Annotated in this window: 17 protein-coding genes and 2 tRNA genes; 6 read left to right on the top strand and 13 right to left on the bottom strand. The window is 37.3% G+C overall.

Going from position 1 to position 25,470, the window contains the following annotated elements; genetic code table 11:
* The 4 genes from QVA17_RS06300 to purB all read right to left on the bottom strand — a co-directional run.
* The coding region (locus tag QVA17_RS06300) for a hypothetical protein (protein WP_287387124.1) at nucleotides 1-587 on the bottom strand (587 nt) is incomplete at its 3' end.
* 255 nt (nucleotides 588-842) lie between these two features.
* A tRNA-Met gene (locus QVA17_RS06295) sits at nucleotides 843-916 on the bottom strand.
* Nucleotides 917-951: 35 nt separating this feature from the next.
* Nucleotides 952-1,024 (bottom strand) — tRNA-Val (locus QVA17_RS06290).
* 993 nt (nucleotides 1,025-2,017) lie between these two features.
* Nucleotides 2,018-3,448 carry an adenylosuccinate lyase gene (purB, locus tag QVA17_RS06285; RefSeq protein ID WP_287387123.1) on the bottom strand — a complete coding sequence of 477 codons (1,431 nt, stop codon included), beginning with the start codon at nucleotides 3,446-3,448 and terminating at the stop codon, nucleotides 2,018-2,020.
* Between the two features lie 259 nt (nucleotides 3,449-3,707).
* Between purB and QVA17_RS06280 the strand changes: the two genes are divergently transcribed.
* Nucleotides 3,708-4,193, top strand: a complete 486-nt coding sequence (locus tag QVA17_RS06280) for a DUF2500 family protein (RefSeq protein WP_287387122.1) — start codon at nucleotides 3,708-3,710, stop codon at nucleotides 4,191-4,193.
* 86 nt (nucleotides 4,194-4,279) lie between these two features.
* Here QVA17_RS06280 and purF read toward each other — a convergent pair whose 3' ends face one another.
* Together purF and QVA17_RS06270 are read right to left on the bottom strand one after the other, a co-directional pair.
* The gene (gene purF / locus QVA17_RS06275; RefSeq protein WP_074522181.1) at nucleotides 4,280-5,722 is read right to left on the bottom strand and encodes an amidophosphoribosyltransferase; all 1,443 of its coding nucleotides are present in this window, start codon (nucleotides 5,720-5,722) and stop codon (nucleotides 4,280-4,282) included.
* 69 nt (nucleotides 5,723-5,791) lie between these two features.
* Nucleotides 5,792-6,667, bottom strand: a complete 876-nt coding sequence (locus QVA17_RS06270) for a phosphoribosylaminoimidazolesuccinocarboxamide synthase (RefSeq protein ID WP_287387119.1) — start codon at nucleotides 6,665-6,667, stop codon at nucleotides 5,792-5,794.
* 291 nt (nucleotides 6,668-6,958) lie between these two features.
* Between QVA17_RS06270 and QVA17_RS06265 the strand changes: the two genes are divergently transcribed.
* A complete protein-coding gene (locus tag QVA17_RS06265) occupies nucleotides 6,959-7,336 on the top strand; it encodes a PilZ domain-containing protein (protein WP_034246271.1) in 378 nt (125 codons plus the stop codon).
* Between the two features lie 165 nt (nucleotides 7,337-7,501).
* Here QVA17_RS06265 and gatB read toward each other — a convergent pair whose 3' ends face one another.
* From gatB to aspS, 4 genes are all read right to left on the bottom strand, one after another.
* Nucleotides 7,502-8,938, bottom strand: a complete 1,437-nt coding sequence (gene gatB, locus QVA17_RS06260) for an Asp-tRNA(Asn)/Glu-tRNA(Gln) amidotransferase subunit GatB (protein ID WP_287387117.1) — start codon at nucleotides 8,936-8,938, stop codon at nucleotides 7,502-7,504.
* Between the two features lie 17 nt (nucleotides 8,939-8,955).
* Complete coding sequence (gatA, locus tag QVA17_RS06255; RefSeq protein WP_287387115.1) at nucleotides 8,956-10,404, bottom strand: Asp-tRNA(Asn)/Glu-tRNA(Gln) amidotransferase subunit GatA; 1,449 nt, start codon at nucleotides 10,402-10,404, stop codon at nucleotides 8,956-8,958.
* A gap of 268 nt (nucleotides 10,405-10,672) precedes the next feature.
* Nucleotides 10,673-10,969 carry an Asp-tRNA(Asn)/Glu-tRNA(Gln) amidotransferase subunit GatC gene (gene gatC / locus QVA17_RS06250; protein WP_027438349.1) on the bottom strand — a complete coding sequence of 99 codons (297 nt, stop codon included), beginning with the start codon at nucleotides 10,967-10,969 and terminating at the stop codon, nucleotides 10,673-10,675.
* A 399-nt stretch (nucleotides 10,970-11,368) separates the two neighbouring features.
* The gene (gene aspS / locus QVA17_RS06245) at nucleotides 11,369-13,114 is read right to left on the bottom strand and encodes an aspartate--tRNA ligase (RefSeq protein WP_027431879.1); all 1,746 of its coding nucleotides are present in this window, start codon (nucleotides 13,112-13,114) and stop codon (nucleotides 11,369-11,371) included.
* Nucleotides 13,115-13,689: 575 nt separating this feature from the next.
* Here aspS and QVA17_RS06240 point away from each other — a divergent pair.
* On the top strand, nucleotides 13,690-14,262 hold the full coding sequence (locus QVA17_RS06240) for a chromate transporter (protein WP_287387111.1): 573 nt from the start codon (nucleotides 13,690-13,692) through the stop codon (nucleotides 14,260-14,262).
* Nucleotides 14,259-14,828: a chromate transporter gene (locus QVA17_RS06235; RefSeq protein WP_287387110.1), complete on the top strand. Its 570-nt coding sequence runs from the start codon at nucleotides 14,259-14,261 to the stop codon at nucleotides 14,826-14,828. The genes QVA17_RS06240 and QVA17_RS06235 overlap by 4 nt, the downstream gene beginning before the upstream one ends.
* Nucleotides 14,829-14,941: 113 nt before the next feature.
* Here the strand turns inward: QVA17_RS06235 and QVA17_RS06230 are convergent, their stop codons facing one another.
* Nucleotides 14,942-15,376: a GatB/YqeY domain-containing protein gene (locus QVA17_RS06230; RefSeq protein ID WP_027431882.1), complete on the bottom strand. Its 435-nt coding sequence runs from the start codon at nucleotides 15,374-15,376 to the stop codon at nucleotides 14,942-14,944.
* Between the two features lie 227 nt (nucleotides 15,377-15,603).
* A complete protein-coding gene (gene trpS / locus QVA17_RS06225) occupies nucleotides 15,604-16,608 on the bottom strand; it encodes a tryptophan--tRNA ligase (protein WP_287387108.1) in 1,005 nt (334 codons plus the stop codon).
* Between the two features lie 210 nt (nucleotides 16,609-16,818).
* Here trpS and QVA17_RS06220 point away from each other — a divergent pair, with 210 nt between their 5' ends.
* Together QVA17_RS06220 and glpK are read left to right on the top strand one after the other, a co-directional pair.
* Nucleotides 16,819-17,736: a YitT family protein gene (locus QVA17_RS06220; RefSeq protein ID WP_287387106.1), complete on the top strand. Its 918-nt coding sequence runs from the start codon at nucleotides 16,819-16,821 to the stop codon at nucleotides 17,734-17,736.
* 81 nt (nucleotides 17,737-17,817) lie between these two features.
* Nucleotides 17,818-19,323, top strand: a complete 1,506-nt coding sequence (glpK, locus tag QVA17_RS06215; RefSeq protein WP_287387104.1) for a glycerol kinase GlpK — start codon at nucleotides 17,818-17,820, stop codon at nucleotides 19,321-19,323.
* A gap of 147 nt (nucleotides 19,324-19,470) precedes the next feature.
* Here the strand turns inward: glpK and QVA17_RS06210 are convergent, their stop codons facing one another.
* Complete coding sequence (locus QVA17_RS06210) at nucleotides 19,471-25,422, bottom strand: Ig-like domain-containing protein (protein WP_287387102.1); 5,952 nt, start codon at nucleotides 25,420-25,422, stop codon at nucleotides 19,471-19,473.
* Between the last annotated feature and the right edge of the window lie 48 nt (nucleotides 25,423-25,470).

Here is a 25,470-nt window from a genome sequence, read left to right as displayed (position 1 = left end):
TAAAAGAGGTACTGCAGCTGCAAAATAATAAGGTTAAATGTAAAGAAGAAAAACACTGTCTTTTTTACGATCTTTGACAGGTTATCGTAGTCGATTATAGTAATTACCACAGACATAAAGGATTCGATAAAGGATGTGTATATTAGGAATTTTTCGAAAATGTATAGCTCTACCACCCCATCTTTAGCCACAAGTATTTCACCTGTTGTAAATTTAGATACAGCAAACCAAGTGTAGGCTATAGCTACAATAAAAATCATGATATTTATTAGGAAAGCGGATTTACGCCTATAAGCTGACAAAAAACTTATATAAGAAAAAAGGAGTGCTATTATAAAGAAATAAATAACAATAAAAGCAATCATTAAAGCACCAAGCAAAAGGAAGTTATCTTCTTGAAAGCTCCCAGCAGCCTTGATGATTACGATATTTATAGCATTAGCAATTACCGATAAGGTTAATCCTATAGAACATAACTTATATACAAAGGTAATCCTTGGTCTTGTAAAAAGCATCAAAATAACAATCATTATCCCAAAGGATAATGAAGCCACTTCACCAACTATATTGTATACCTCATTTGCCATAGTTCCTCCTGTAAGTAATACTAGTTAAATTAAATTGTCACGTTCAATATATAACCTAATTTTAAACTTATATAGAGCTTTTTTCAAGGGAAAAGAAGCTGTAGAAATGAGGGGGCGAAATGTATAGCCTGGGAGCTGGCGCAGGAATGCGATAAGATTAACGGTGCTAGAGGGGTTTGATTGATAATGCAAAAGGGATTGGAATTGATGATAATAGAGTAGAAAAAAGCAGGTCTTTCGACCTGCTAACTATAGTAGCGAGAGAGGGATTTGAACCCACGACACCACGGGTATGAACCGTGTGCTCTAGCCAACTGAGCTATCTCGCCATATTATATTGATAAGCTTCTACTTGGAATAGTAGTGGGGCCTACAGGGCTCGAACCTGTGACCCTCTGCTTGTAAGGCAGATGCTCTCCCAGCTGAGCTAAGACCCCAAGCTTATCGCCGAAGTGCTAAGCACTTGCGACTTGGTTAGTATATAACAATTATCTCTTTTCTGTCAAGCATTTTTTGTAATTTTTTTTGAAAAAAGTCAGTGTTTATCAATAGTGTAGGATATATAGTTGTTTTTGATTTCTATAATATAGAAAGTGTGGGAATAGGATGGAAATTAGAGGGATTGTTGAGTTGGGAGCTTGTTGTGGGACGTAGTTTACTATTTTTCTTTGTTTCTGGCACGGGATTTTACCATCAAATCTTACTTTTTTCCGGATTTGATGTATGGGGAGATTTGGAATTCCACTAATGTTGATAAAATTTCTGCGGAGCATACCATCAAATCAAGATTTTTCCTATATTGAATGAATTATGCTGATTAAATTTCATTAACTGTTACATTCAAAACTTACTTTTTCCTCTGCTTACCTGTAATTCGTATATTAACGTGATAAAGAGATTTCTTCCTATCGCTTAATACCCTACAGGTAATAACAAAGAAAGCAAGAATTAACCGCATCAGTATGTAAGCCTTACTTTATAACCTACATGCAATTCTAAGAAATCTTTTATTTACCTGAAACTGTTAAAAACATTAAACTATCGCTTTGCAGGCAAATAAGAAATTTCTCTGTGGTGCCTGTAGGCTATAGCGATAAAATTATAATAATTCTCCATCAAATCAAAGAAAATTTCTCGGTGATGGTATCTAGTTTTATTGTTGGAAGTAACTTTGACAAAACCGCCCAGATTTAAAGACGCAAGCTGGAGAAAAATTGGAAAGGTGAAAAAAGGTATAAAAAAAGAGGCGAAATCGCCTCTTTTAAAGGGTGGATGGGCCTTGGCCCACGTCCCACCATACTATTTCTCATACCTTGTATCGCGTAAACTCGATACGGGCACTGGCCCCCACATAGTGGGGTCAAGCTAAATCCTTGTAAGCTGCAAGCAGCTTACGGGCGCGTGCCCCCGCGTAGCGGGGTCAAGCTAAACTAAACATTAATCTCTGCTGTCATGCCGAGTAATTCTTTATTCTCATCAAGAATTGGCTTGATTACTTCTGATAAGTACTCATCTACCTGTTCTCTTGAGCGACCTACGTAATTGATAGGTTCCATCTTAGCCTGAAGCTCTTCCATTGTTACATGGAAAGAAGGTTCTGCTGCGATAAGTTCAAGAAGGTTATTATCAAGGCCTTCTTCCTTAACTCTTCTACCTGCGATCATTGATAATTCTCTAATCTTCTCATGCATAACCTGTCTATCTTCACCAGCCTTAACAGCATCCATCATGATGTTTTCTGTAGCCATGAATGGTAATTCTGCCATGAAGTGGCGAAGAATAACCTTGTCATAAACCTTAAGACCATCTGTAACATTAAGAAGTAAGTCAAGAATACCATCAACAGCTAAGAAGCCTTCTGGTACTGATAATCTCTTATTAGCTGAATCATCAAGAGTTCTTTCAAACCACTGTGTTGATGAAACGATAGCTGGGTTAAGTGCATCTGCAATAACAAAATCTGCTAAAGAAGCAATTCTTTCACTTCTCATAGGATTTCTCTTATAAGCCATAGCTGATGAACCAATCTGGCTCTTTTCAAATGGTTCTTCAACTTCCTTTAAATGCTGTAATAATCTGATATCATTAGACATCTTGTGTGCTGAAGCAGCGATTCCTGCAAGTACGTTAAGTACTCTTGTGTCAACCTTACGAGAGTAAGTCTGACCTGAAACTGGAACACAAGCGTCAAAGCCCATCTTATCAGCAATCTTCTTATCTATCATACGAATCTTGTCATGATCACCATTGAATAATTCTAAGAATGAAGCCTGTGTACCTGTTGTACCCTTACAACCAAGTAACTTCATTGTTGAAAGAACGTAATCTAAATCTTCAAGATCCATTACAAATTCATTCATCCATAAAGTAGCTCTCTTACCTACTGTTGTTGGCTGAGCTGGCTGAAAATGTGTAAATGCAAGAGTAGGCTGTGCCTTATACTCCTCTGCGAATTTAGCTAATTCAGAAATGACATTGATAAGCTTCTTTCTTACAAGCTTAAGACCTTCTGTCATAATAATAATGTCTGTATTATCTCCAACGTAGCAAGATGTTGCTCCTAAGTGAATAATTCCCTTTGCCTTAGGACACTGTAAACCGTAAGCATAAACATGAGACATAACATCATGTCTTACTTCCTTTTCACGCTTTCTTGCATCCTCATAGTTGATATCATCCTTATGAGCCTTTAATTCCTCAATCTGCTCATCTGTTATATCAAGTCCTAACTCTTTCTCTGTTTCTGCAAGTGCAATCCACAATCTTCTCCAAGTCTTAAATTTCATGTCTGGTGAGAAAATGTACTGCATTTCCTTACTTGCATATCTCTGAGCTAGTGGTGTCTGATAAACGTCATTCATTGTTATAAATCCGCCTTCCTTATTTTTTTCATTTAATTAATCTAAGCTATAAAATTATTAAATGAACATATTAAGTGCAATTTTTAAAGGCTTCAATCATTGAAAAAGCCCGATTGCACTCAAACGCTTAAAAGTATAGCATAGCAATTTTATAGGTGCAAGCATAAGGAAAGTTTAAATTTATTTGTTTATAACTTGTTAAATTTATACATTTATGCTATATTTAAATCAAATATAATAATTTCAAGGAGGGATATATATGATATATGTACTCTTATCAGTGCAGCAGGGATTTCAAGGGACATTTTATGATACTAGCTTAGATCCCGGAAATGATTTTCCAAAGTGGCTCTACATCGTTGGTATAGTTCTTTGGATAATATTCCTTGCCTTCTTTTTTAGATTATTATTAAAAGACATCTTTAATACTTTTTTCGCAAAACAAGTTACTGATACAGTGACAATATCAAGTGTATTTAAAGGGGACATGCCTAAACGTTCCATTATTAATAACAAGCCAGGAATCAGACGTCATTTAGCAAAAGAATTAGGCTCTGATTACGTAGAGAAAACCTTAGGATATTATGTTACATTTTACAATGCTAAAAATAAATACGTAACCTTAGAAGTACCTAAGTTTATGTTTGAAAAATTCCATGAAAAAGATACAGGAATTCTAACCTACAAAGGTGATAAATTTATAAGTTACGAAAACAAAGAAGGAAAATACAACACAATTCAATAGCAAGTTTCATAAATCATTCCATTATAAAAGCTAGGGCTTAGAAAAACACCTAAGTCCTAGCTTATTTCTATCTATTATTAGCTTTATTATCCCATTTCGCCTCTTATATCAATCTTTGGAGGTTCGATAGGATAATTTCCCGTAAAGCAAGCGTCGCAGATGTCTGTCTTGCCACCGATCATCTCAGAAAGTCTTGTAACGTCTAAGTAACCAAGTGAGTCAGCTCCTATCATCTTACAGATTTCCTCAACAGAATGACCTGATGCAATAAGCTGGTCCTCTGAAGGAATATCTGTACCAAAATAACACGGATGAAGGAAGGCTGGCGAACTAATACGCACATGAACTTCCTTTGCACCTGCTGCCTTAAGTAAACTTACAATTCTAGCTGAAGTTGTACCACGAACGATGGAATCATCAATCATGACAACTCTCTTGCCGGCAACTGCCTCTTTAAGCACATTTAACTTAACCTTAACAGAAGACTCACGTTCTCCCTGCTTAGGCTTGATAAAGGTTCTACCGACGTAGTTATTTTTTATAAAGGCATTACCATATGGAATACCTGATTCTATTGAGTAGCCAAGTGCTGCTGGATTACCAGATTCTGGAACACCAACAACTAAGTCTGCTTCCACAGGATGTGTCTGAGCTAAAATCTTACCTGCAATAATTCTAGACTCATAAACGCCCATTCCATCAATCTTACTATCAGGTCTTGCAAAGTAAATGTATTCGAAAATGCATCTAGCATGCTTTTCCTGACAAAGACTCTTATCACTAAAAATGCCTTCTGGTGTAATTGTTACAACTTCACCAGGTTCAACATCTCTTACAAATTCAGCGCCTACTGTATCAAGAGCACAAGTCTCTGAAGATAAGAAATATGTATTATCTCTCTTACCAATACAAAGTGGCTTAAAGCCAAATGGATCTCTTGCGCCAATAAGCTTCTTTGGACTCATTACTACTAAAGAATAAGCACCCTTAATTCTTCTCATAGCATTTCTAACTGATAATTCAACAGTTGGAGCATATAATCTCTCTCTTGCGATTAAGTATGCAATAACTTCTGAATCAATAGTAGTCTGGAAAATAGCACCTGTATAAGATAACTCTTCTCTTAACTCTACAGCGTTAAGAAGGTTACCATTATGTGCCATACCTAGAGTTCCCTTTACGTAGTTAATTACAAGAGGCTGTGCATTTTCACGAACAGAACTACCCGCTGTAGAATAACGTACATGTCCAACACCAATATCGCCACAAAGCTTAGAAAGATTCTCATGATTGAAAACCTCATTAACCAAGCCCATATCCTTGTAACACTTAACACCCTTAGGGCCGTTAGTATCGCCTACTGCAATACCGGCACTTTCCTGTCCTCTATGCTGTAGGGCAAAAAGGCCATAGTAAATAGTTGATGAAACATCGTGTCCATCAAAGTCATAAGCTCCAAAAACACCACATTCATCATGGATGATATCTCCTTCAAAATCGTCCTCACGATTTAGAAGTTCTTCATTCATTTTACAGACACTCTTACAATCTGCACATTTATTTTTACAAAATGTCATAATTCCTCCGATTTGATCGATCTACTTAGAGAATTCTTCTCCTGTTAACATAAGGTAAGCTTCCTTATACTTATCAACTGTCTTAGTAATTACGTCCTCTGGAAGAAGGTAGTCGCTATCAGGGTTAGCCTTTAACCAGTCTCTTACGAACTGCTTATCAAATGATGGCTGGCTCTTTCCTGCTTCGTAACCTTCTAATGGCCAGAATCTTGAGCTATCTGGTGTAAGCATTTCATCACCAATAACAACATTTCCTTCTGAATCTAAACCAAATTCAAACTTTGTATCAGCAATAATAATGCCCTTTGTTAAAGCATATTCTGCACACTTCTTATAAATTGCAATTGTTGCATCCTTAATCTTTGTTGCGTATTCTTCTCCATGACCTGGGAATGCTTTTTCGATAACTTCAATACTCTTTTCAAATGAAATATTCTCATCGTGATCACCAATCTCTGCCTTTGTAGATGGTGTATAGATAGGTTCAGGTAATTTCTCTGACTCCTTAAGACCTTCTGGTAACTTAATACCACAAACTGTACCATTTTCTTTATAACTAGCCCAACCGCTACCTGTGATATATCCTCTAACGATACACTCAACTGGTAACATAGTTAATTTCTTAACCTTCATTGTTCTTCCAACATAATCCTCATTCTGGAACTGCTCTGGCATTTCCTTAACATCTGTAGTAATCATGTGATTAGCAATAACATCTTCTGTTAAATTAAACCAAAACTTTGACATTTGAGTAAGGATAGCACCCTTATCTGTAACCTTATTCTTTAAAATATGATCAAATGCCGATATTCTATCTGTCGCCGCTATAATTAGCGAATCTCCATTGTCATAAACTTCTCTTACTTTTCCTTCATAGAGTAACTTTAACTTCTCCATCAATGTGCCCATCCTTTTCTTATAAATAATATTAATAATATAAAGACTACTTAAGCCGAATAGTCTCAATATTACGCGTCATCTATAGGTTTAGATGACTTATAATTGCTTCTTAATAGAGGCAATCACGTGAAAAATTATATAACAGCCTAGATTTAAAATCAATAGTCACTTGCTTGCAAAAGAAAGGGTGAAAGTGTATCATAAAAGTAGTTAAACTAGTTTGGAAGGCTTTAAGGGGAGCCTGTATTTGCATAAGTCAAAACCCTAATAAATATTGGAGGATTTCTTATGAACGACGGAATCGAGAAGAGACGCCACAGAAGAGTGAAAGCCGATTTAAAGCTTAACGTATCCACTCTTTTTAAGCAGAACAATGTTATGATTCAGAATGTTGATTCACCAATCCGAGTTATTAATATCTCAAAAAGCGGCATTGGCTTTGAATCAAAGAGCGTTTTCCCAATAGGATTTTATTTCAATGCTGCCCTTAGACTTGGCGAAGAAGAAGACGTTTTATATTGCGTAGTAAAAATTATTAGATGTCAGCAATTAGAAGATTCAGATAAGTATTCTTACGGATGTGAATTTGTTGGTATGTCATCAATCCTTAATTATATTTTTGAAGAATATGAAGACGAAATTGATGCTGAAAATGCTACAAATTAAAATTTAATTATAATTGATCCCTGTTTTTATAAACAGGGATTTTTTATCTACATTTTAACACATCAAAAAAGAACCCCCCGCTTAAAGCTTACGCTTTTAAAGTGGGGGGTCTTACGCTGTGTTCAAAATTGCATAGCGCGATATATTTTCATAACAATAAACAAATTAGTTATTAAGTAATTCCTTAAGTAACTGTGTTACCATACCTGGGTTAGCCTTTCCCTGCATTGCCTTCATAGTCTGACCAACTAAGAAACCAATAGCCTTTTCCTTACCACCCTTGTAATCAGCTACTGACTGAGGGTTATTTGCAATTACCTGCTCAACTGTTGCACGAAGTGCTCCCTCATCATTAACCTGCTTAAGTCCGTGTTCCTTAACGTAATCGTCTGGATCAACCTCACCATCAAAGATAGCCTCAAAGACTTCTTTAGCAGCATTACTATTAATTTCGTTCTTATCTGTAAGTTCGATAATTCTAGCAAGTGCCTCTGGTTTAAACTTAATATCTACAGGGTCTAACTGACGTTCCTTTAAGATACGCATTGTTTCTGCGATTAACCAGTTAGAAACCTTCTTAGGATTATTGCAAATAGCCACTGTAGCCTCAAAGATATCAGCTAACTTCTTAGAATCAGTAATCTGTTCGATATCGTAATCTGGTAAACCAAATTCTTCCTTGTAGCGTAACATTTTCGCATCCTTAAATTCAGGCTGCTTTGACTTTACTTCTTCTAAGAATTCTTCTGAGATATGAATTGGAACAAGGTCTGGATCTGGGAAATATCTGTAATCCTGAGCATCCTCTTTAGAACGCATAGCATATGAATATTCCTTATCATCATTCCAACGTCTTGTTTCCTGAGTTACACCTTCACCTGACTCAATTAAGTCAATCTGACGAGCGCGCTCATTTTCAATAGCTCTTTCAATAGCAGAGAATGAATTTAAGTTCTTCATCTCAGTTCTTGTACCAAATTCAGTTGCTCCCTTTTCACGTACTGAAAGGTTAACATCGGCTCTCATAGAGCCTTCCTGGAGCTTACAATCTGAAGCGCCAAGATACTGAATTGTGTTACGAAGCTTTGTAAGATATGCAACAACTTCCTTAGCTGAACGCATATCTGGCTCTGAAACAATTTCAATAAGAGGTACACCAGATCTGTTGTAATCAACAAATGATACATCCTCCCATTCATCATGAATAAGCTTACCAGCATCCTCTTCCATATGGATTTCATGGATTCTGATTTCCTTAGTAGAACCATCTTCTAATTTAATGTCCACATGACCATTTCTACAGATTGGTAAATATAACTGAGAAATCTGGTAATTCTGTGGATTATCAGGGTAGAAATAATTCTTTCTATCAAATTTACAATCTCTTGTAATATCACAATTAGTAGAAAGACCAACTGCTGTTGCGTATTCAACTACCTTCTTGTTTAAAACAGGAAGGGAACCTGGCATACCTGTACAAACTGGACAAGTATGTGTATTAGGAGCTCCACCAAATTCAGTAGAACAACCACAGAAAATCTTAGTTTTAGTTGCAAGCTCAACATGGACTTCCAAACCAATGACTGTCTCGTATTCTTTCATTTATACACCCTTCCTTTCTAAAATTTTATTTCGCCTCTTGCGCATTCATAAGCGTAAGCAGCACGAATAATATTGTCTTCTCTGAAGCAATCACCAATTAACTGTAAACCAATTGGAAGACCATTGCTTGCCTTACCACATGGAAGTGAAATACCAGGAAGAGAAGCTAAGTTTACTGAAATTGTATAAATATCAGATAAATACATTTTAATAGGATCTGCAAGAGATGAACCAAGCTTTGGTGCTGTTGTTGGAGCAACAGGTCCAAGGATTACATCGTATTTTGCAAATGCTTCATCAAAGGCCTTCTTAATAAGAGCCTTAACTCTTAATGCCTTTAAGTAATATGCATCATAGTAACCTGAGCTAAGTACGAAAGAACCAAGCATGATTCTTCTCTTAACTTCTGGGCCAAAGCCTTCAGAACGAGTCTTTTTATACATGTTATGAAGTCCATCGTATTCTGCTGCTCTATGACCATACTTAACACCATCAAATCTCTCTAAGTTAGATGATGCTTCTGCAGCAGCAATTGTATAGTAAGTAGGAATTGCATAGTCTACAAGACTTAAATCAAACTCTTCTACAATAGCGCCTTTTTCTTCTAAGACCTTAGCTGCCTTAAGAACTGCTTCTTTAACTTCTGGATCAAGACCTTCTCCAAAATAATCTCTTGGAATACCGATCTTCATGCCCTTAACGTCGTCAACTAAGCTGTCGGCGAAGTTATATTTTTCACGACCAATAGAAGTTGAGTCCTTGTCATCCTTGCCTGCTATTGCATCAAGAATTAAGGCACAGTCAGTAACGTCCTTAGTTAAAGGTCCAATCTGATCAAGTGATGAACCGTAAGCAATAAGACCATATCTTGAAACTGTTCCGTATGTTGGCTTTAAACCTACTACACCGCAGTAACCAGCTGGCTGTCTAATTGATCCACCTGTATCTGAACCAAGTGCTGCAAATGCTTCATTAGCCGCAACTGCTGCAGCGGAACCACCTGAAGAACCACCAGGTACATGTTCTGTATTTCTTGGATTCTTAGTAGCACCATAGAATGATGTTTCTGTTGTAGAACCCATGGCGAACTCATCCATATTTGTCTTACCAATAACTACTGCTCCAGCTTCTTCTAGCTTAAGTACAGCTTCTGATGAAAATGTAGGAACAAAGTTTGATAAAATCTTAGATGAACATGTAGTAAGCATATCCTTAGTACACATGTTATCCTTAATAGCCACAGGAACACCAGCAAGAGGGCCTGTAAGCTTACCAGACTTAATGTCTTCGTCTGCCTTTTTAGCCTTAGCTAGGGCAGCTTCTTTATCTACTGTAACATACGCATTAATTTCAGATTCAGAACTTTCAATCTGCTTAAGAACAGCTTCCATAGCTTCAGTAGCTGTAGTTTCACCAGACTTAATAGCAGCGGAAAGTTCGTGCGCTGTTAAATTAAGTAAATCCATATTTTTCCTTTCTTGAAACAATGTTGTTAAGCTTGCGTGCGAAACGGTGGGCGCCTGCGTCGTCTCTATTCCTTCTTAAAAAACACGCTTTCGCTTGCTGTAGCTCGTAGCGCTAGTAAATTTTCTTTATCGCTTACGCTCTAAGAAAATAACTAGCGACGGCTACAGGACAGTTTTTACAAAGGATAGAAACCTCCGCAGGCCACATCCCCGAGACTTCACGCATCCCTTAACAAAAGCTTTCAAGCTTCTCGTTTCACTTTATATTTTATGATTCAACGGTCTTAGGAACTATAAATCCTGACTCATTATGTTCTGGTGCATTCTTAAGTGTAGCCTCGCTACCATCACCATTAGTTACAACATCTTCTCTCATTACATTGTTAACTGGGAATACATGCGACATAGGCTCAATACCTGTAGTATCAAGTTCACCAAGCTTGTCAATGTAATCAAGCATATCTGCCATATCCTTCTTAGCAGCTTCCTTCTCTTCATCAGAAAGTTCAAGCTTAGCTAAGATACCAACGTAATCAATAGTCTCATCACTAATAACATTAGCCATAAAAAGTTCCTCCTTTCAAAATCTAAATCAACTAAGGGAAGCACACCTCCCAAATATATCAAATCAAAAGCTATGACATATCCCGTCTAAGCTAGCATATTCAGCCAACCAGCGAAGCGCTTTTGGCGTCCGTCAGTTCAAAGCCCTCCGGCCTCTCACACCCTCCGGCAGCACTAACATAGAGGCTCGGCACCCCTAGCCCTACGGGATTAAAAAGCATATCGGTGGTTTTGAGCAAATGAAGTAGTCTTTCTAAAAGACAATTCTAACCGCGTCGGTAGTTAGACTTTTCAAGCCTGAAAGGCGAAGAAAAGTCTTATCTACCGCTACGTGGTTAGCTTAGCGAGAGCGTGTCTTTTAAAAGACTTGCTTCATTTGCTCTCCCCCCGTTTGCTTCCTTTAATCTCTTACCTTTATATGTACCTCACGTAACTGCTGCTCTGTTACCTCATTAGGAGCACCACACATAAGATCCTGTGCTGTACCACTCATTGGGAAGGCAATAACTTCACGGATATTTTCTTCATTACGAAGTAACATAATCATTCTATCAACACCAGGTGCCATACCAGCGTGTGGAGGTGCACCAAACTGGAATGCGTTGTAGAGGGCTCCGAACTTAGCCTTTAATACTTCTTCATCATAACCAGCAATTTCAAATGCCTTTACCATGATTTCCATATCGTGGTTACGTACAGCACCTGAAGAAAGCTCGATACCGTTACAAACGATATCATACTGGTAAGCTAAGATATCAAGTGGGTCCATAGTCTTAAGAGCCTCTAAGCCGCCCTGTGGCATAGAGAATGGGTTATGTGTAAATCCAATCTTCTTAGTTTCTGGATCTCTTTCAAACATAGGGAAGTCGTTAACATAACAGAATCTGTATGCATTTTTCTCAATTAAGTCTAACTTCTCACCTAATTCATTTCTAATCTGACCTGCAAAGAATGCAGCCTTCTCTTCCTTATCAGCCATAAAGAAGATTGTATCGCCAGCTTCAAGACCAGCAAGTGTAAGGAATTCCTTCTTTAATTCATCTGGGATGAACTTATCAATAGGTCCCTTGTAAGATAAATCTTCCTTAACTTCTAAGTAACCAAGACCGCCCATACCAATGCTTGTAGCGAACTTAAGTAACTTTTCATGGAAGCCCTTAGACATATCTGCATGAACCTTAATAGCTCTTACAGTCTTACCAATAAATGGCTTAAATGTACACTTCTGGAAGAAGTCAGTAACATCAATAATTCTAAGTGGGTTTCTTAAATCTGGCTTATCTGAACCAAATTCAAGCATAGCCTGCTTATAGCTAATTACAGGGTATGGAGCCTGTGTTACTGTATAACCTTCTGGAGCAAATTTTTCAAATGTTGCTGATAATACTTCTTCACCAACTCTAAATACATCTTCCTGAGTAGCAAAACTCATTTCGAAGTCTAACTGATAGAATTCTCCTGGTGAACGGTCAGCTCTTGCATCTTCATCACGGAAACATGGAGCAATCTGGAAATACTTATCAATACCAGAAACCATGAGTAACTGCTTATACTGCTGTGGAGCCTGTGGGAGAGCGTAGAACTTACCCTTATATTTTCTTGATGGAACAATATAATCTCTAGCACCTTCTGGAGATGAAGCGCAAAGGATTGGTGTCTGAATATCAACAAATCCCATCTCTGTCATCTTAGAACGAAGGAATGAAATTACCTGTGATCTAAATAAAATGTTATCCTTAACCTTTTCATTACGAAGGTCTAAGTATCTATACTTAAGTCTTACATCTTCTCTAACTTCTTTTGAAGTCATAACTTCAAATGGAAGCTGCTGGTAAACCTTACCAAGGATTGTAATCTTCTTAGCTTCAAGTTCGATTGTACCTGTAGGAAGCTTTGGATTGTATGTCTCCTCATCTCTCTTCTCCATGATACCTTCGATGCAGATACACTCTTCCTTGTGGATACCCTCAAGAAGTGCTGTGTCTCTTAATACGACCTGTAAAACGCCGTACATATCTCTTAAATCGATGAATGAAACTCCACCGTGGTCACGGATGTTCTCAACCCATCCTGAAACCTTTAATTCTTTTCCAATGTCTGATTCACTAACCTGAGAGAGGTTAACGTCTCTGTAAATGTTACTCATAATTTCTCCTTTCTTCTAAGCCTAAAGGCCTTTAAAACATTCTTATGCAAATGTGCTTCTTCCGGAAAACACTAGGCTAAATCCTAGTCTGACTATTTATTAAAGCTAAATTTAATAAAAAAGCCCCGGAAGTCTCTTAACTTCCGGGGCGAATTATCTAATAATCCGCGGTACCACCCGCATTTGAATAAAAGCAACAAGATAAGTTTATCAAGCTTTTACTCCTCATTAACACTTAACGCGTGTAACGTAATATCCTACGCTTAAAATAATCTAGAATTAACTTTCTAATTTCTTCTAACTTTCAGATATTCAACTCCAGAGTGTTCCTCTTAACAATTCCTTGCGTGCGCTTTCAGTCGATGACGCCACTTTCCTGTCAAGTTCCATGAAAAGAAGTCTCCTTCATAGTCTTTAGCTGATGCTTTCACATCTATTAAATTAAATCAATAACTATTAAAATTAACAGTTATTAACTTTGAAAGTGTAACATAATTAGTTGTAGAATTCAAGTTTTTTGTTTTACCAATTTTCCTACAAGGTATACAATATTAGCATAAATTTAGGAGGCTATTATGGACATAAAAAAACTAAGAAAAATCTTTTTTTCAACTCTTTATCTTAGCAGCTTCACCTTTGGCGGCGGTTATGTAATAGTTACTTTGCTTAAGAAGAAATTTGTTGATGAATTACATTGGATAGACGAAAAAGAAATGTTAGATTTAGTGGCAATCGCCCAGTCATCTCCTGGAGCAATTGCTGTTAATGGTTCAATTGTGGTTGGTTATAAGATTTGTGGAATTCCAGGAATTATCTGCGCAGTTCTTGGTGCAATTATCCCACCTTTTATAATCCTAAGTGCTATTTCCGCTTGCTATACCGCTTTTAAGAACAACACAATAATTAAGTCCTTACTTCTTGGCATGCGTTCAGGCGTTAGTGCCGTTATTATTTCAGTGGTTTATGACATGACTAAGGATGTATTAAAAGAAAAGGATATTAGTAAGATTATAATTCTTATTGCCAGCTTTATAGCTAATTATTACTTCGATGTAAATGTTGTAATTATAATCCTTATTGTCATTGCCTATGGTCTTTGCAAGGCATTTATAAAGAGCAGAAAAAATATTAAGGAGGCTTCTAAATGATATATTTTCAATTATTCCTAGCATTTTTACAAATTGGAGCCTTTAGTTTTGGTGGCGGTTATGCCGCTATGCCCCTTATTCAAAGTCAGGTTATTGATAAATACGCTTGGCTAAGCACTAGTGATTTCTCTGATTTAGTCACAATTTCCCAGATGACGCCAGGCCCTATTGCTGTAAATGCAGCAACCTTTGTAGGTAATCAGGTGGCAGGTATTCCTGGAGCAATTGTTTCAACCCTTGGAGTAATACTTCCTTCTTGTATTTTTGTTACTTTACTTGCTTGGTTATATGTTAAATACAAGAACCTAAAGCCTCTTCAAGAAGTTTTATCTGCGCTAGCTCCTGCAGTAATTGCTATGATTTTTACCGCAGGTTTAACTATCTTAGTTCCAACAGTAGTTCCGAGTGGCTTTGCAAATATAGCAACAGATGTAAATATTAGAGCCTTTGTGTTGTTTTTAGTTGCCTTCTTCGTACTACAAAAATATAAAACTGATCCTATTCTTGTAATGGTAGGCTGTGGCGTAGCAGAACTTATAGTACAGTTTGCAACTTCTAGTTTGTAATTCTAAATTCACTTGACTCTTGCACTTTCCCATTAATGTTATGCATAGATAAAAAGAGCTATCTCCAATTCAATAAGAAGATAGCTCTTTACTTTACTAGAATATTAAATTAATTAGCAATATCTTGCTACAATCTGATTAATAAGCTTTCCATCAGCCTTACCCTTAAGTGCTGGCATTACTGACTTCATAATCTGACCCTTGTTCTTAGTTGCAAGTACTTCAGCAAAATCCTTCTCAAGTAAAGCAACAATTTCTTCTTCTGACATCATCTTTGGAGCATACTCAGCAATAATGTCATATCTTAACTTATATTCCTCTAAAAGATCTGTTCTGTCAGCTGGACAAGAATCAACCTGCTCTTTAGCTGTCTTTAATTCCTTTAAAACAACCTGATCAACAATATCTTCAGTAATGTTATCTCTGCTGCCATTATCAATTGCATACTTCTTAACTGCACCAATTAAAGATGAAATAGCTTCCTTTCTATCCTTTTCATGAGCCTTCATAGCTGCAATCATATCTTTTTGTAATTTTTCTAATGTCATAAAATCCTCCTTAATCTAGGTTAAAATTCTTTTTAAAGTAACCGTTAGCCATGCATTTTCTTAAGTCATCAATTAAGATAGCTAAATACATTTTCATAAATAATGACTAACGTTCCTTTAGAATTCTTCTTTATTTATAGGAGTTACAAAATTAGCTATTCATTATCTGAATAGCTAACCTGTAATTTCTATCATTATAAAATTAATACATCCTTAAAGTAAATCAATTACTTTGTAAGCTGGTAGAAACCAACCTTCTTATAAACCTTACGAAGAGTCTTCATAGCAATATAGCCAGCTTTCTCTGCACCTTCCTTATATACATCATTAAGGTAGGCCTTATCTTTAATAAGTCTTTCTGACTCTTCTCTAATAGGACGGAGATGTTCAATTACTGCTTCACCAACAGCTGGCTTAAACTTACCATATCCAAGGCCATCAAATTCCTTTTCAATTTCTTCAAAAGTCTTGCCTGTAACTGTTGAGTAGATATTCATAAGGTTAGCCACACCCGGCTTATTCTCCTTATCGTATCTTACGCAATTCTCTGTATCTGAATCTGTAATTGCCTTCTTAAACTTACGAGCAATTGTATCAGGATCATCCATGATAAATACACAACCATCAGGGTTAGACTTACTCATCTTATCTCCTGGTGTATTAAGGCCATAGATTCTAGCACCAGTCTTAGCAATAAGTGGTTCTGGTATCTTAAATACATCACCATAAATACTATTAAATCTCTGAGCAATATCTCTACAGATTTCAACATGCTGCTTCTGATCTTCACCTACTGGTACGTAGTCTGGCTGGTAAAGTAAAATATCTGCTGCCATAAGTACAGGATATGTAAATAGACCTGCATTGATATTATCCTTATGCTTACTAGACTTATCCTTAAACTGTGTCATTCTTGATAGTTCGCCAAACATTGTGTAACAATTAAGTACCCAAGCAAGCTGCGCATGTTCTGGAACGTGAGATTGTAAAAACAATGTATTCTGTTCAGGGTCCAAACCACAAGCAATATACTGTGCTAACTGATTAATAGATCTTTTTCTTAAATCAGCGGGATTCTGACGAACCGTAATTGTATGTAAATCAGCCATGAAATAGAAGCAGTCATAGTCGTTAACTCTGTCTGACCAATTCTTAATGGCTCCTAAATAATTACCTAAATGTAAGTCGCCGCTTGGCTGGATGCCTGATAGCATTCTTTTCTTCTCTTCCATAACTTTCCTCCTGTTTTTAGTCTTATTATTGGTGTGAAAATGTATCTTTATACACCATGAATACGATTTTACCACACTTCTTTAACTTATTAAAGTGAAAATTTATATTCCTTATATATTCGTTTTATCCCCTAGATTTGTTATAATTAGAGGAGAATAAATTCTATTATTTTGTCGTTTTATTACAAATTTATAAAAAGAGGAAATAACATGTTAACTAAGAAAAATCAAAACACATCTACTTGTTTAAAAAATCCTAAAAACGGCAATACAATAAGTTTAAAGCTACGAATTCGCAACTTTATCTTTATTAGTTTTGCCGCTGTAATTATGGCGCTTAATATTAAGATATTTGTGCGCAACGCCAACACCTTCCCAGGAGGTGCTACAGGATTAACTCTTTTAATCCAGCAAATCTTTTGGCAGTTTTTTAATATTAAGGTTTCCTACACCATAATTAACCTGCTTATAAACGCAATTCCAGTCTATATAGGCTTTAGATACATCGGTAAACATTTTACAATTCTATCTGTGTATATGATTATTATAACTAGTGTACTAACAGATTTACTTCCAGCCATTAAAATCACTGATGACATATTACTTTTAGTTGTCTTTGGTGGAATCATTAATGGTGTAGCCATAAGTATATGTTTACTTAGCGGGGCCACTAGCGGAGGTACCGACTTTATTAGCATTTTCATATCAGAAAGAAAGGGGATAGATTCCTTTAATATAATTCTGGGCTTTAACACTGTGATTCTTACCATAGCTGGCTTCCTTTTTGGTTGGGACAAGGCCATGTATTCCATTGTTTTCCAGTATATATCAACTCAGGTGCTTCATCTCCTTTATAGAAAATATCAGGAGACAACCCTTTTTATTGTCACTAATAAACCTAGAGAAGTGGTGGAAACTATTGCTACCATTAGCGGTCACAGCTCCACTATTCTTGAAGGGGAGGGGTCTTATGAGCACTGTGAGCGAAATGTGGTCTATTCCGTAATTTCATCACAGGAGAGTTCTCATGTGGTAAAGGCCGTTAAGACCACTGATCCTAAGGCTTTTGTAAATGTAATGCGTACCCAGCAGGTGCAGGGCCGCTTCTACAGACCAAAGGAGTATTAATACATTTTCATAAGAAAAATAATAAAAATATAAGAAAACGATAAATTAAATTTAGAATTAATTTTACTAATGGGAGGGATTATGAGAGATTATGTAATGGCTCTAGACCAGGGAACTACTAGTTCTCGCTGTATTATCTTTGACAAGCAAGGTAATATTATTTCAAAAGAGCAAAAAGAGTTTGAGCAAATTTACCCAAAGCCAGGTTGGATTGAGCACAACCCTATGGAGATTTGGTCCTCACAGTTAGGTGTAGCAATGGAGGCACTTTTAAAGGCGGGTCTATCCTACAGAGACATTGATTCCATTGGAATCACAAACCAGAGAGAGACTACAATTCTTTGGAACAAAGAGACGGGAATTCCTGTTTATAACGCCATTGTTTGGCAGTGCAGACGTACCGCTCCAATTATTAATAAGCTGGTGGAAGACGGGCTATCTGACTATGTTACAGACACAACTGGCCTTATTCCAGACGCTTATTTTAGCGCTTCTAAGATTGCTTGGATTTTAGAAAATGTGCCTACAGCAAGAGAGCTTGCTAATGCAGGTAAACTTCTCTTTGGAACAGTGGATACATGGCTTGTTTGGAATCTTACTAAAGGAAGGGTTCACGCTACGGACTACACTAATGCAAGCAGAACCATGCTTTTTGATATTCACAAGCTAGATTGGGATGAAAAGTTACTTGACTACTTTAAGATTCCTAGAAGCATTTTGCCAAATGTAATGCCAAGTAGTAACCTTTTTGGCTACACAGATACTACGGTTCTTGGTGGTGAGGTGCCAATTTGTGGTATTGCAGGTGATCAACAAGCTGCCCTCTTTGGACAGTGCTGTTTTGAAGAAGGGGAGGCAAAAAACACCTACGGTACAGGCTGCTTCCTTTTACTTAATACTGGTAAAAATGCAATTAAGTCCAAAAATGGCCTAGTTACCACTATTGCAGCTTCTACTTCAGATGAAATAAATTATGCCCTTGAAGGTTCAGTTTTTATCGGCGGTGCAGCAATTCAGTGGCTACGTGATGGCCTTCGTATGATTAAAACTGCTGCCCAGTCAGAGGAATATGCAGATGCTATTGAGGACTGTGAAGGAGTGTATTTTGTGCCAGCCTTTACAGGACTTGGAGCTCCTTATTGGGACTCTGATGCTAGAGGTACTTTCGTGGGACTTACTAGAGGCTGTCAGAAGGAACATTTTATTAGGGCTACTCTTGAGGCAATTGACTATCAGGTGGCAGATGTCTTAGAGGCCATGAAGGAAGACAGTGCTTGTTCTCTTAAGGCCTTAAAGGTAGATGGTGGCGCTGCTGCCAACAACTTCCTTATGCAGTTTCAGGCAGATATCTTAGGGGTTGAAGTTCACAGACCAAGCTGTATTGAAACAACAGCTCTTGGTGCTGCTTATCTTGCTGGTTTATCCACAAAGTATTGGAAAAATAAGGAAGATATTAAGAATAATTGGAAACTTGCTAAGAATTTCAAATCTAACATGGATGATAATAAAAGAGAGAAACTTCTTCGCGGCTGGAAGCGTGCTGTTAAGTGTGCTAGAGTCTGGGGAGAAGAGGCAGAAAATGACTAAATAAAAAATAATAAGCAATTAATAAGCCAGCTAAACGTTGTAGATTTATTCGGGGTAAAAGCTCCGAAGAAATACTTGTTTAGCTGGCTTATTCTTATTTTGTCCTACATTTATAAAATTTTTTATTATCTTTATCTTTTAGCTAACTTACGACCTTAGCTTTAGTCTTGCCGCCTTTTCTAGTTTACGCCTATCAATTTCCTTCTTTAAGGCTAGGTTAGTAATTACTGCAGATATACAAAGGGTAATATACCAAACTGTATTTGGCTTATCACCAGTTTGAGTTGTAGCTAGGCCAACAACTACATATTTTGCATTAGCAGAATTTCCATCGTATGGCACTCCTGAAACTCCTGAGGTTTTTGAGGCTGTGCCTGAACTTCCTGAACTAGAAGAGCCTGAGCTACTAGAGCCACTAGTTCCACTTGAGCCTGAGCCAGATGAGCTAGAGCTTCCGGAATCTGTGCTTGAACCTGAATCTCCTGAAGATGAGTCACCAGAACTTGAACCTCCGGAATCTGTACTTGAAGTATCTGCATCTTCTCTATAAATAAGTCCCATTAAACAGAACTTATCAATACTAATTGTCACAGTTCCATAAGTACTATCTGTATCTGAATAGCTTTGAGCGTATTTATTACCATTGTCGTCCTCATGGGCAGCTACGATTCTAAAGCCTCTATTTGAAACCACCGTAATTTCAGATGGTATTGTATAGCAAAGGTTAATAGCAGTATCAAGGCTTGTTAATTCCTCGGTCTCTGTAGTGCCGCTAGTATAATTAAGAGTTCTATATACGTCTGTGTTAAAGAAGTGAATATTTTCAGTGTAATTAGAATCTCTCATATTAAGTAAGAGCACGCTGTCGGTACTTGTAATACTCTGATTATTTGGTGAGATTACAATCTCAATTACCGCTCCTAAGTTACCAGCATACATTTCCGATACTTCTGATACTGAAAGGGCACCTGCAATAATATTAGCCTTCTCTTCATTAGTTAAGCTATCAATTCCCATATCAGAACTGCTAGTAACCACTACGTCTGAATCACCATCTGTTACTGATTCAATAACAGCTTCTGCTTTATTACTTCCTTCAATCTTTTTATAAATTGCATATAAAGTTACATTTTCAGTAACAGTAAAGGAAGTTAAGGCTTCTGTTGCATCCCTATTAGTGTTCCAGCCTAGGAAAATGTATCCATATCGGCTAGCTTCCACGCTTAGGTCAGCTTTTTCCCCATCTATTGCTATAAGGGAGCTAGTATCTGATGTACCACCGTTAAACTCTGCATTATAGGTTACTGTGAAACGCTTCTTTATAACCGTTACTGTTATTGTATCTGAAACACTTGTATCTGCATTAGATGTAGCTGTAATTACTGTAGTTCCAAGGGCTAGCGCTTCAACTCTACCATGGTCATCTACCCTTGCCACATCTTTATTACTACTTGTCCAAGTAAGACTCGTATCTAGGGAATCCGATGGTGTAATAGTCGCGTCAATATAATCTGCGCTTTCAATCTGAATACTTATATCGTCCCCTAAATCTATAGCTGTTGGAACCTTTACCTCATAAATTGCATAGAGGGTTACAGGCCCTGAAACCACTACTGAAGTTAGGGCTTGTGTTGCGTCTGGATCTGTATTCCAACCTATGTGATAGTAATTATCTTTATAGGCTGGTACTGTTAAATCTGCCTCATCTCCGTAAGATATATCTTCCTCGGTAATATAGCTTGTTCCACCATTCCTCGTTGCATCATAGGTTACTGTATACATTTCATCTTCTACTAAGATTACACACTGAGCATATACATTAGTTCCTGCATTAGCTTTAGCTGTAATTACACAGGCACCTTCTGATACACCAATAACAACACCCTCAGAGTTCACTGTTGCTACATTTGTATTAGAGCTTGTCCAAGTGACGGTATTATCATCTACAAAGGTTGGTGTTACTGTTGGAGTTATGGTAATTGTCTGTCTTTCCATTAAGGTCTCTGAAGTCTTATCAAGTTCTATCTTTAATTCTGTAAATATAGCATACAAAGTTACATCTGTTGTTGGAATATACTCTGTTAAAACCTCGTCTTCGCTAGCCGTAGCTGATAATGCCCAACCTACAAAGACATAGTCTGTTTTAGATGCCACTACATTTACTAGGGCTGAAGTTCCCTCTTCTACCTCTAGACTATTATATTCAGCCTCACCGCCGTTAGTTTTAGCATCATAGGTCACTGTATAATAAACTGGCTCTACAGTTAAACTACAAGTTGCTGTAAGACCTGCCACTGCATTAGACTCTGCTGTAATAGTTGCAGTTCCCTTTGATACAGCTGTGATAGTTCCGCTTGAACTAACAGTTGCAACCTCTTCATTACTTGAATACCAACGAACCCCTGTATCAAGAGCATCTGTTGGAGTTATAGTTGCCGTTAATGTTTCATTAGTTCTAACTGTCATAGTCAGACTATCTTTATCTAAGCTAATATCTGTTGGCACAATTGCCTGATATATTGCATAAAGGGTTACTGCCTTAGTTACAGAAAGACTAGTTAAGCCTACTGTAGCATAAGGATCTGTATTCCATCCTAAAAATTTATAATGTTCCCTTTCTGCAGTAAATGAAAGGTTAGCTTCTGTCTCATACTCTACATACTCTTCACTAGCATCTGTAGTTCCACTTCCTGCATTATAGCTTACTAGGTAGGCTAATGGTTCTACTATAATGGCACAAGAGGCAAATACAGTTCCATCCGCATCTGCTATGGCATTAACTACTGTTTCTCCTCGATGAACTGCCGTTACTTTACCATTTTCATCCACTGTTGCTATACTTGTATCTTCTGATTCCCAGTGAACCGTTGAAGGATTAGCATCTGTAGGACTAAGGGTTGCAATAATTGTTGAACTTTCTCCCTCCATGAAAGTAATGCTAGTCTTATCAAGAGTTACCTTATATTCTTCATAAACTGCATAAAGAATTGTAGAACTTGTTGGCATTGTAAAGCTATCTAGAGCTTGTGTTGCTGTAGCTGTGGTTGCCCATCCTCTAAAGATAGCACCTTCCTTTGCTGCTGTTACTGTTAAATCTACGTTATCTCCTGCTGCAAATTCTTCTGATGTGATGTTTGACTCTCCACCATTTGCATCGTAGGTAAGAGTATATCTAACTGGCTCTACAGTTACTGTACAAGAAGAGGTTTCATCTGTACCTGCTGTTGGTGTACAAGTAATTGAGGCACTACCTTCTGCTACTGCTGTAACTACACCGTTTTGATCAACAGTTGCAACAGCTTCATTACTACTTACCCAAGTTACAGACTTATCACTTGTCTGAGATGGTGTTACTGTAGCTGTAAGAGTAGCTGTATCTCCTTGTGTTATTGTAAGGCTTGTCTTATCAAGAGTTACCTTAATTTTCTCAAATACAGCATAAAGTTTAGCATTTCCTGTAGCATAGTAAGGAGCGGTAATTCCAGTGGTTGCAGTAGTTGAAACTGCCCAACCTATGTGAGTATAACCTGTCCTTGTAGCTTTATAACCATATGTTGATATATCTATTTCGTCTCCATAAATAAGACTTTCTGAAACAGTAGCCTCATTACCTCCTGTAGTTTGTGCATCATAAGTAATAATACACTGTGCTCCTGTAATGTTTAAATTTACTCTAGCAGATACTTCTTTATAACTTGTATCTGTTGGAGTGGCAGTTACTGTAATATAGACCCCTGTTGTTCCTCCTGAACCTGACTGCATTACCAACTGTCCATCGCTTATCTTTGCAGCGCTGGTATTAGAGCTAGTATAAGATAAGGTATATTCTGGTACATGGCTAGTTGGTGAAACTACTGTTGTAAGATCAATTACCTGATTTTCTGCAACTGTCATAGTTGTACCACTAACCACATTATTTTCATCATCATAAACTGTTACAGCCATTTTCTCATAAATAGCATAAAGAGTAATTACGTCACTAGTATTAGCAAGACTATCTACAATGGTAAGATTATCTAGAGCACTAGTAGCATCCCTATCTGTATTCCAGCCTATAAAAATCATGTTATTTCCAGAGGAAACATAATCCTGTGCCTTAACGCTATTTGATAGATTAATGGTCTGTGCTTCTGTTACTGATACAGAACTTGTAGCTGCTCCACTTTCTAGCAAGCCCCCATTAGTTTCTGCATCATAAGTTAAAGTATAATATCTTGGTGTAACTGTTACGATACAAGTAGCAGTTACTGGTGAATCTTCATTTGCACCATCAGCAGTTGCAGTAATTGTTGCAGTTCCTGGATAAACTGCAGTTATAAGACCTTCGTCATTGACTGTAGCAATACTTGTATCACTACTTGTCCAAGATACCGTTTGAAGGGTTGCATCTGAGGGTTCATAACCCGCAACAGAAAGAGAGGCTGTACTTCCTGACTCTACAGAAAGAGTGGAATTACTAAGGGTAATAGATGTTACAGGTACATAAAAGATTGCATAAAGTCTGGTATCTCTTGCAACTATAAAGCTTGATAGCGCTGTTGTAGCTGCAGCGTTTGTATTCCAACCAAGGAAATTACAACCTGATCTAACGGCAGATGGTGTTAGGTCTGCTAAGTCACCTATATCCACTGTAGCTGTTGTGGCATCTGTAGCACCACCATTAGTTGTGGCATCATAAGTAATATTTGCCTGAGTTTCTAGATTATCCTTATTCTCATCTACAGTAGATGATGAATAAGTATTAACCGGGATAACAAGACTATAACTAGAGCCTGCATAACTATAGCCAACCGTTATAGAACCTGTCATGCTTGACGTTACCGCTTCATCTGGCACTAACTTAAAGGCTAAATCATCTCCTGCTGATATAGCTGAACCTGTAATGCTTGAACCAGCATAAGTTATTGTATAACCTGATGGCACTGTAATCGAATTTATTGTAATTGCACTTGATGTTGAATTAGTTAATACTACTGGCATAGAAGTCTCTTGACCTATTAGGAACTGAACCATAGATGGGTCGCAAGTTAGATAATATCCTGATACAAGGCCTCTAACTTCTGATACATAAACCACTCCACCAGAGACATAGGCCACATAAGCAACTCCATTAGAGACTGCAATACTTGGATTAGTTCCGCCTGCTACAGCCGTAGAATTTCCACTACTAACTGCATAAACTGTTCCAGTTGAATATGTTTGATAAAGGCCACCTGAATAAATCGCAGACCTCATTCCTGAATTAGATGTAGTTACATCTATAGATGTTACGCTAGTTCCACTTGAAGCTAAAATATATCCTACAGAATCTCCATAGATATACGAAGTTCCTGAATAATTTGCCACAGATAGGCCTGTTATCGCTGTATCAGTAATTTCTAAATCTGAAAATGTTTCCCCAGCATCAGAACTTCTATAAACCGCTAGATATCCTGAAACCTCCGCAGATACAGTAACTGTTGAGCCTGTGGCTGCAATATCTGCATTAGTTGCAGTTACGCTGTCTTGAATTGTGTAACCACCATAAGAGCTAACTGTTGTAGCCACCCAAATATGCTGTGCTGTGTTATCAACCATATAAATATTGGCACCTGAAATTGCCATATGAACTGAACTAGCAGTAGTTGTAATTCCACTATTATCAGTACTCTTACTAAAACTTGTTCCACTTCCATAATAAAGAAGGGCAGAAGACCCATTAGTACATGAAATTAACATACAGTTTCCCGGTGCATAATAAACTATTTCTGGAGAACCTGTGGCACTTGTAATAAGAGGATGTTCTTCTGTAAAACTATCTGCACTTGTCTTAAAACAAACCGTTGAACCTGTATTATAAACTACATAAACTGTACCACTAGCATCTACTGCAATATTTCTTGAATTTGCACTAGTGCCTAGGCTACCTGCACCAATGGTAAAGGTGTTAGTGACAGTTGTGGCAATTGTATTTTCTGCTTTAAAAAAAGCCGCAATAAACCATATTGAATTTACCAAAACGGCAATATCCAATATAACGCTTATTACAGCTAGAACTCTATCTTTTCTAAGACGTAATTTAGTTTTTCTCTTTCCTTTGTCCACTCTCATTAATTCCATAGTGTTGTCCCCCTGCTTATGTTTAAGTCCCTTCTCTCATAAGCTACA

The sequence above is a fragment of the Lachnospira sp. genome (assembly GCF_016290755.1).
Lineage (GTDB): Bacteria > Bacillota > Clostridia > Lachnospirales > Lachnospiraceae > Lachnospira > Lachnospira multipara.
Note: the sequence above shows the minus strand (reverse complement) of the source record. Positions and strands in the feature narration are given on the sequence as shown.

Excerpts from the sequence above, each read along its gene's own strand:
- purB (WP_287387123.1), bottom strand. The coding sequence starts at position 3,448 with ATGAATGACGTTTATCAGACACCACTAGCTCAGAGATATGCAAGTAAG.
- QVA17_RS06280 (WP_287387122.1), top strand. The coding sequence starts at position 3,708 with ATGATATATGTACTCTTATCAGTGCAGCAGGGATTTCAAGGGACATTT.
- purF (WP_074522181.1), bottom strand. The coding sequence starts at position 5,722 with ATGAATGAAGAACTTCTAAATCGTGAGGACGATTTTGAAGGAGATATC.
- QVA17_RS06270 (WP_287387119.1), bottom strand. The coding sequence starts at position 6,667 with ATGGAGAAGTTAAAGTTACTCTATGAAGGAAAAGTAAGAGAAGTTTAT.
- QVA17_RS06265 (WP_034246271.1), top strand. The coding sequence starts at position 6,959 with ATGAACGACGGAATCGAGAAGAGACGCCACAGAAGAGTGAAAGCCGAT.
- gatB (WP_287387117.1), bottom strand. The coding sequence starts at position 8,938 with ATGAAAGAATACGAGACAGTCATTGGTTTGGAAGTCCATGTTGAGCTT.
- gatA (WP_287387115.1), bottom strand. The coding sequence starts at position 10,404 with ATGGATTTACTTAATTTAACAGCGCACGAACTTTCCGCTGCTATTAAG.
- gatC (WP_027438349.1), bottom strand. The coding sequence starts at position 10,969 with ATGGCTAATGTTATTAGTGATGAGACTATTGATTACGTTGGTATCTTA.
- aspS (WP_027431879.1), bottom strand. The coding sequence starts at position 13,114 with ATGAGTAACATTTACAGAGACGTTAACCTCTCTCAGGTTAGTGAATCA.
- QVA17_RS06240 (WP_287387111.1), top strand. The coding sequence starts at position 13,690 with ATGGACATAAAAAAACTAAGAAAAATCTTTTTTTCAACTCTTTATCTT.
- QVA17_RS06235 (WP_287387110.1), top strand. The coding sequence starts at position 14,259 with ATGATATATTTTCAATTATTCCTAGCATTTTTACAAATTGGAGCCTTT.
- QVA17_RS06230 (WP_027431882.1), bottom strand. The coding sequence starts at position 15,376 with ATGACATTAGAAAAATTACAAAAAGATATGATTGCAGCTATGAAGGCT.
- trpS (WP_287387108.1), bottom strand. The coding sequence starts at position 16,608 with ATGGAAGAGAAGAAAAGAATGCTATCAGGCATCCAGCCAAGCGGCGAC.
- QVA17_RS06220 (WP_287387106.1), top strand. The coding sequence starts at position 16,819 with ATGTTAACTAAGAAAAATCAAAACACATCTACTTGTTTAAAAAATCCT.
- glpK (WP_287387104.1), top strand. The coding sequence starts at position 17,818 with ATGAGAGATTATGTAATGGCTCTAGACCAGGGAACTACTAGTTCTCGC.
- QVA17_RS06210 (WP_287387102.1), bottom strand. The coding sequence starts at position 25,422 with ATGGAATTAATGAGAGTGGACAAAGGAAAGAGAAAAACTAAATTACGT.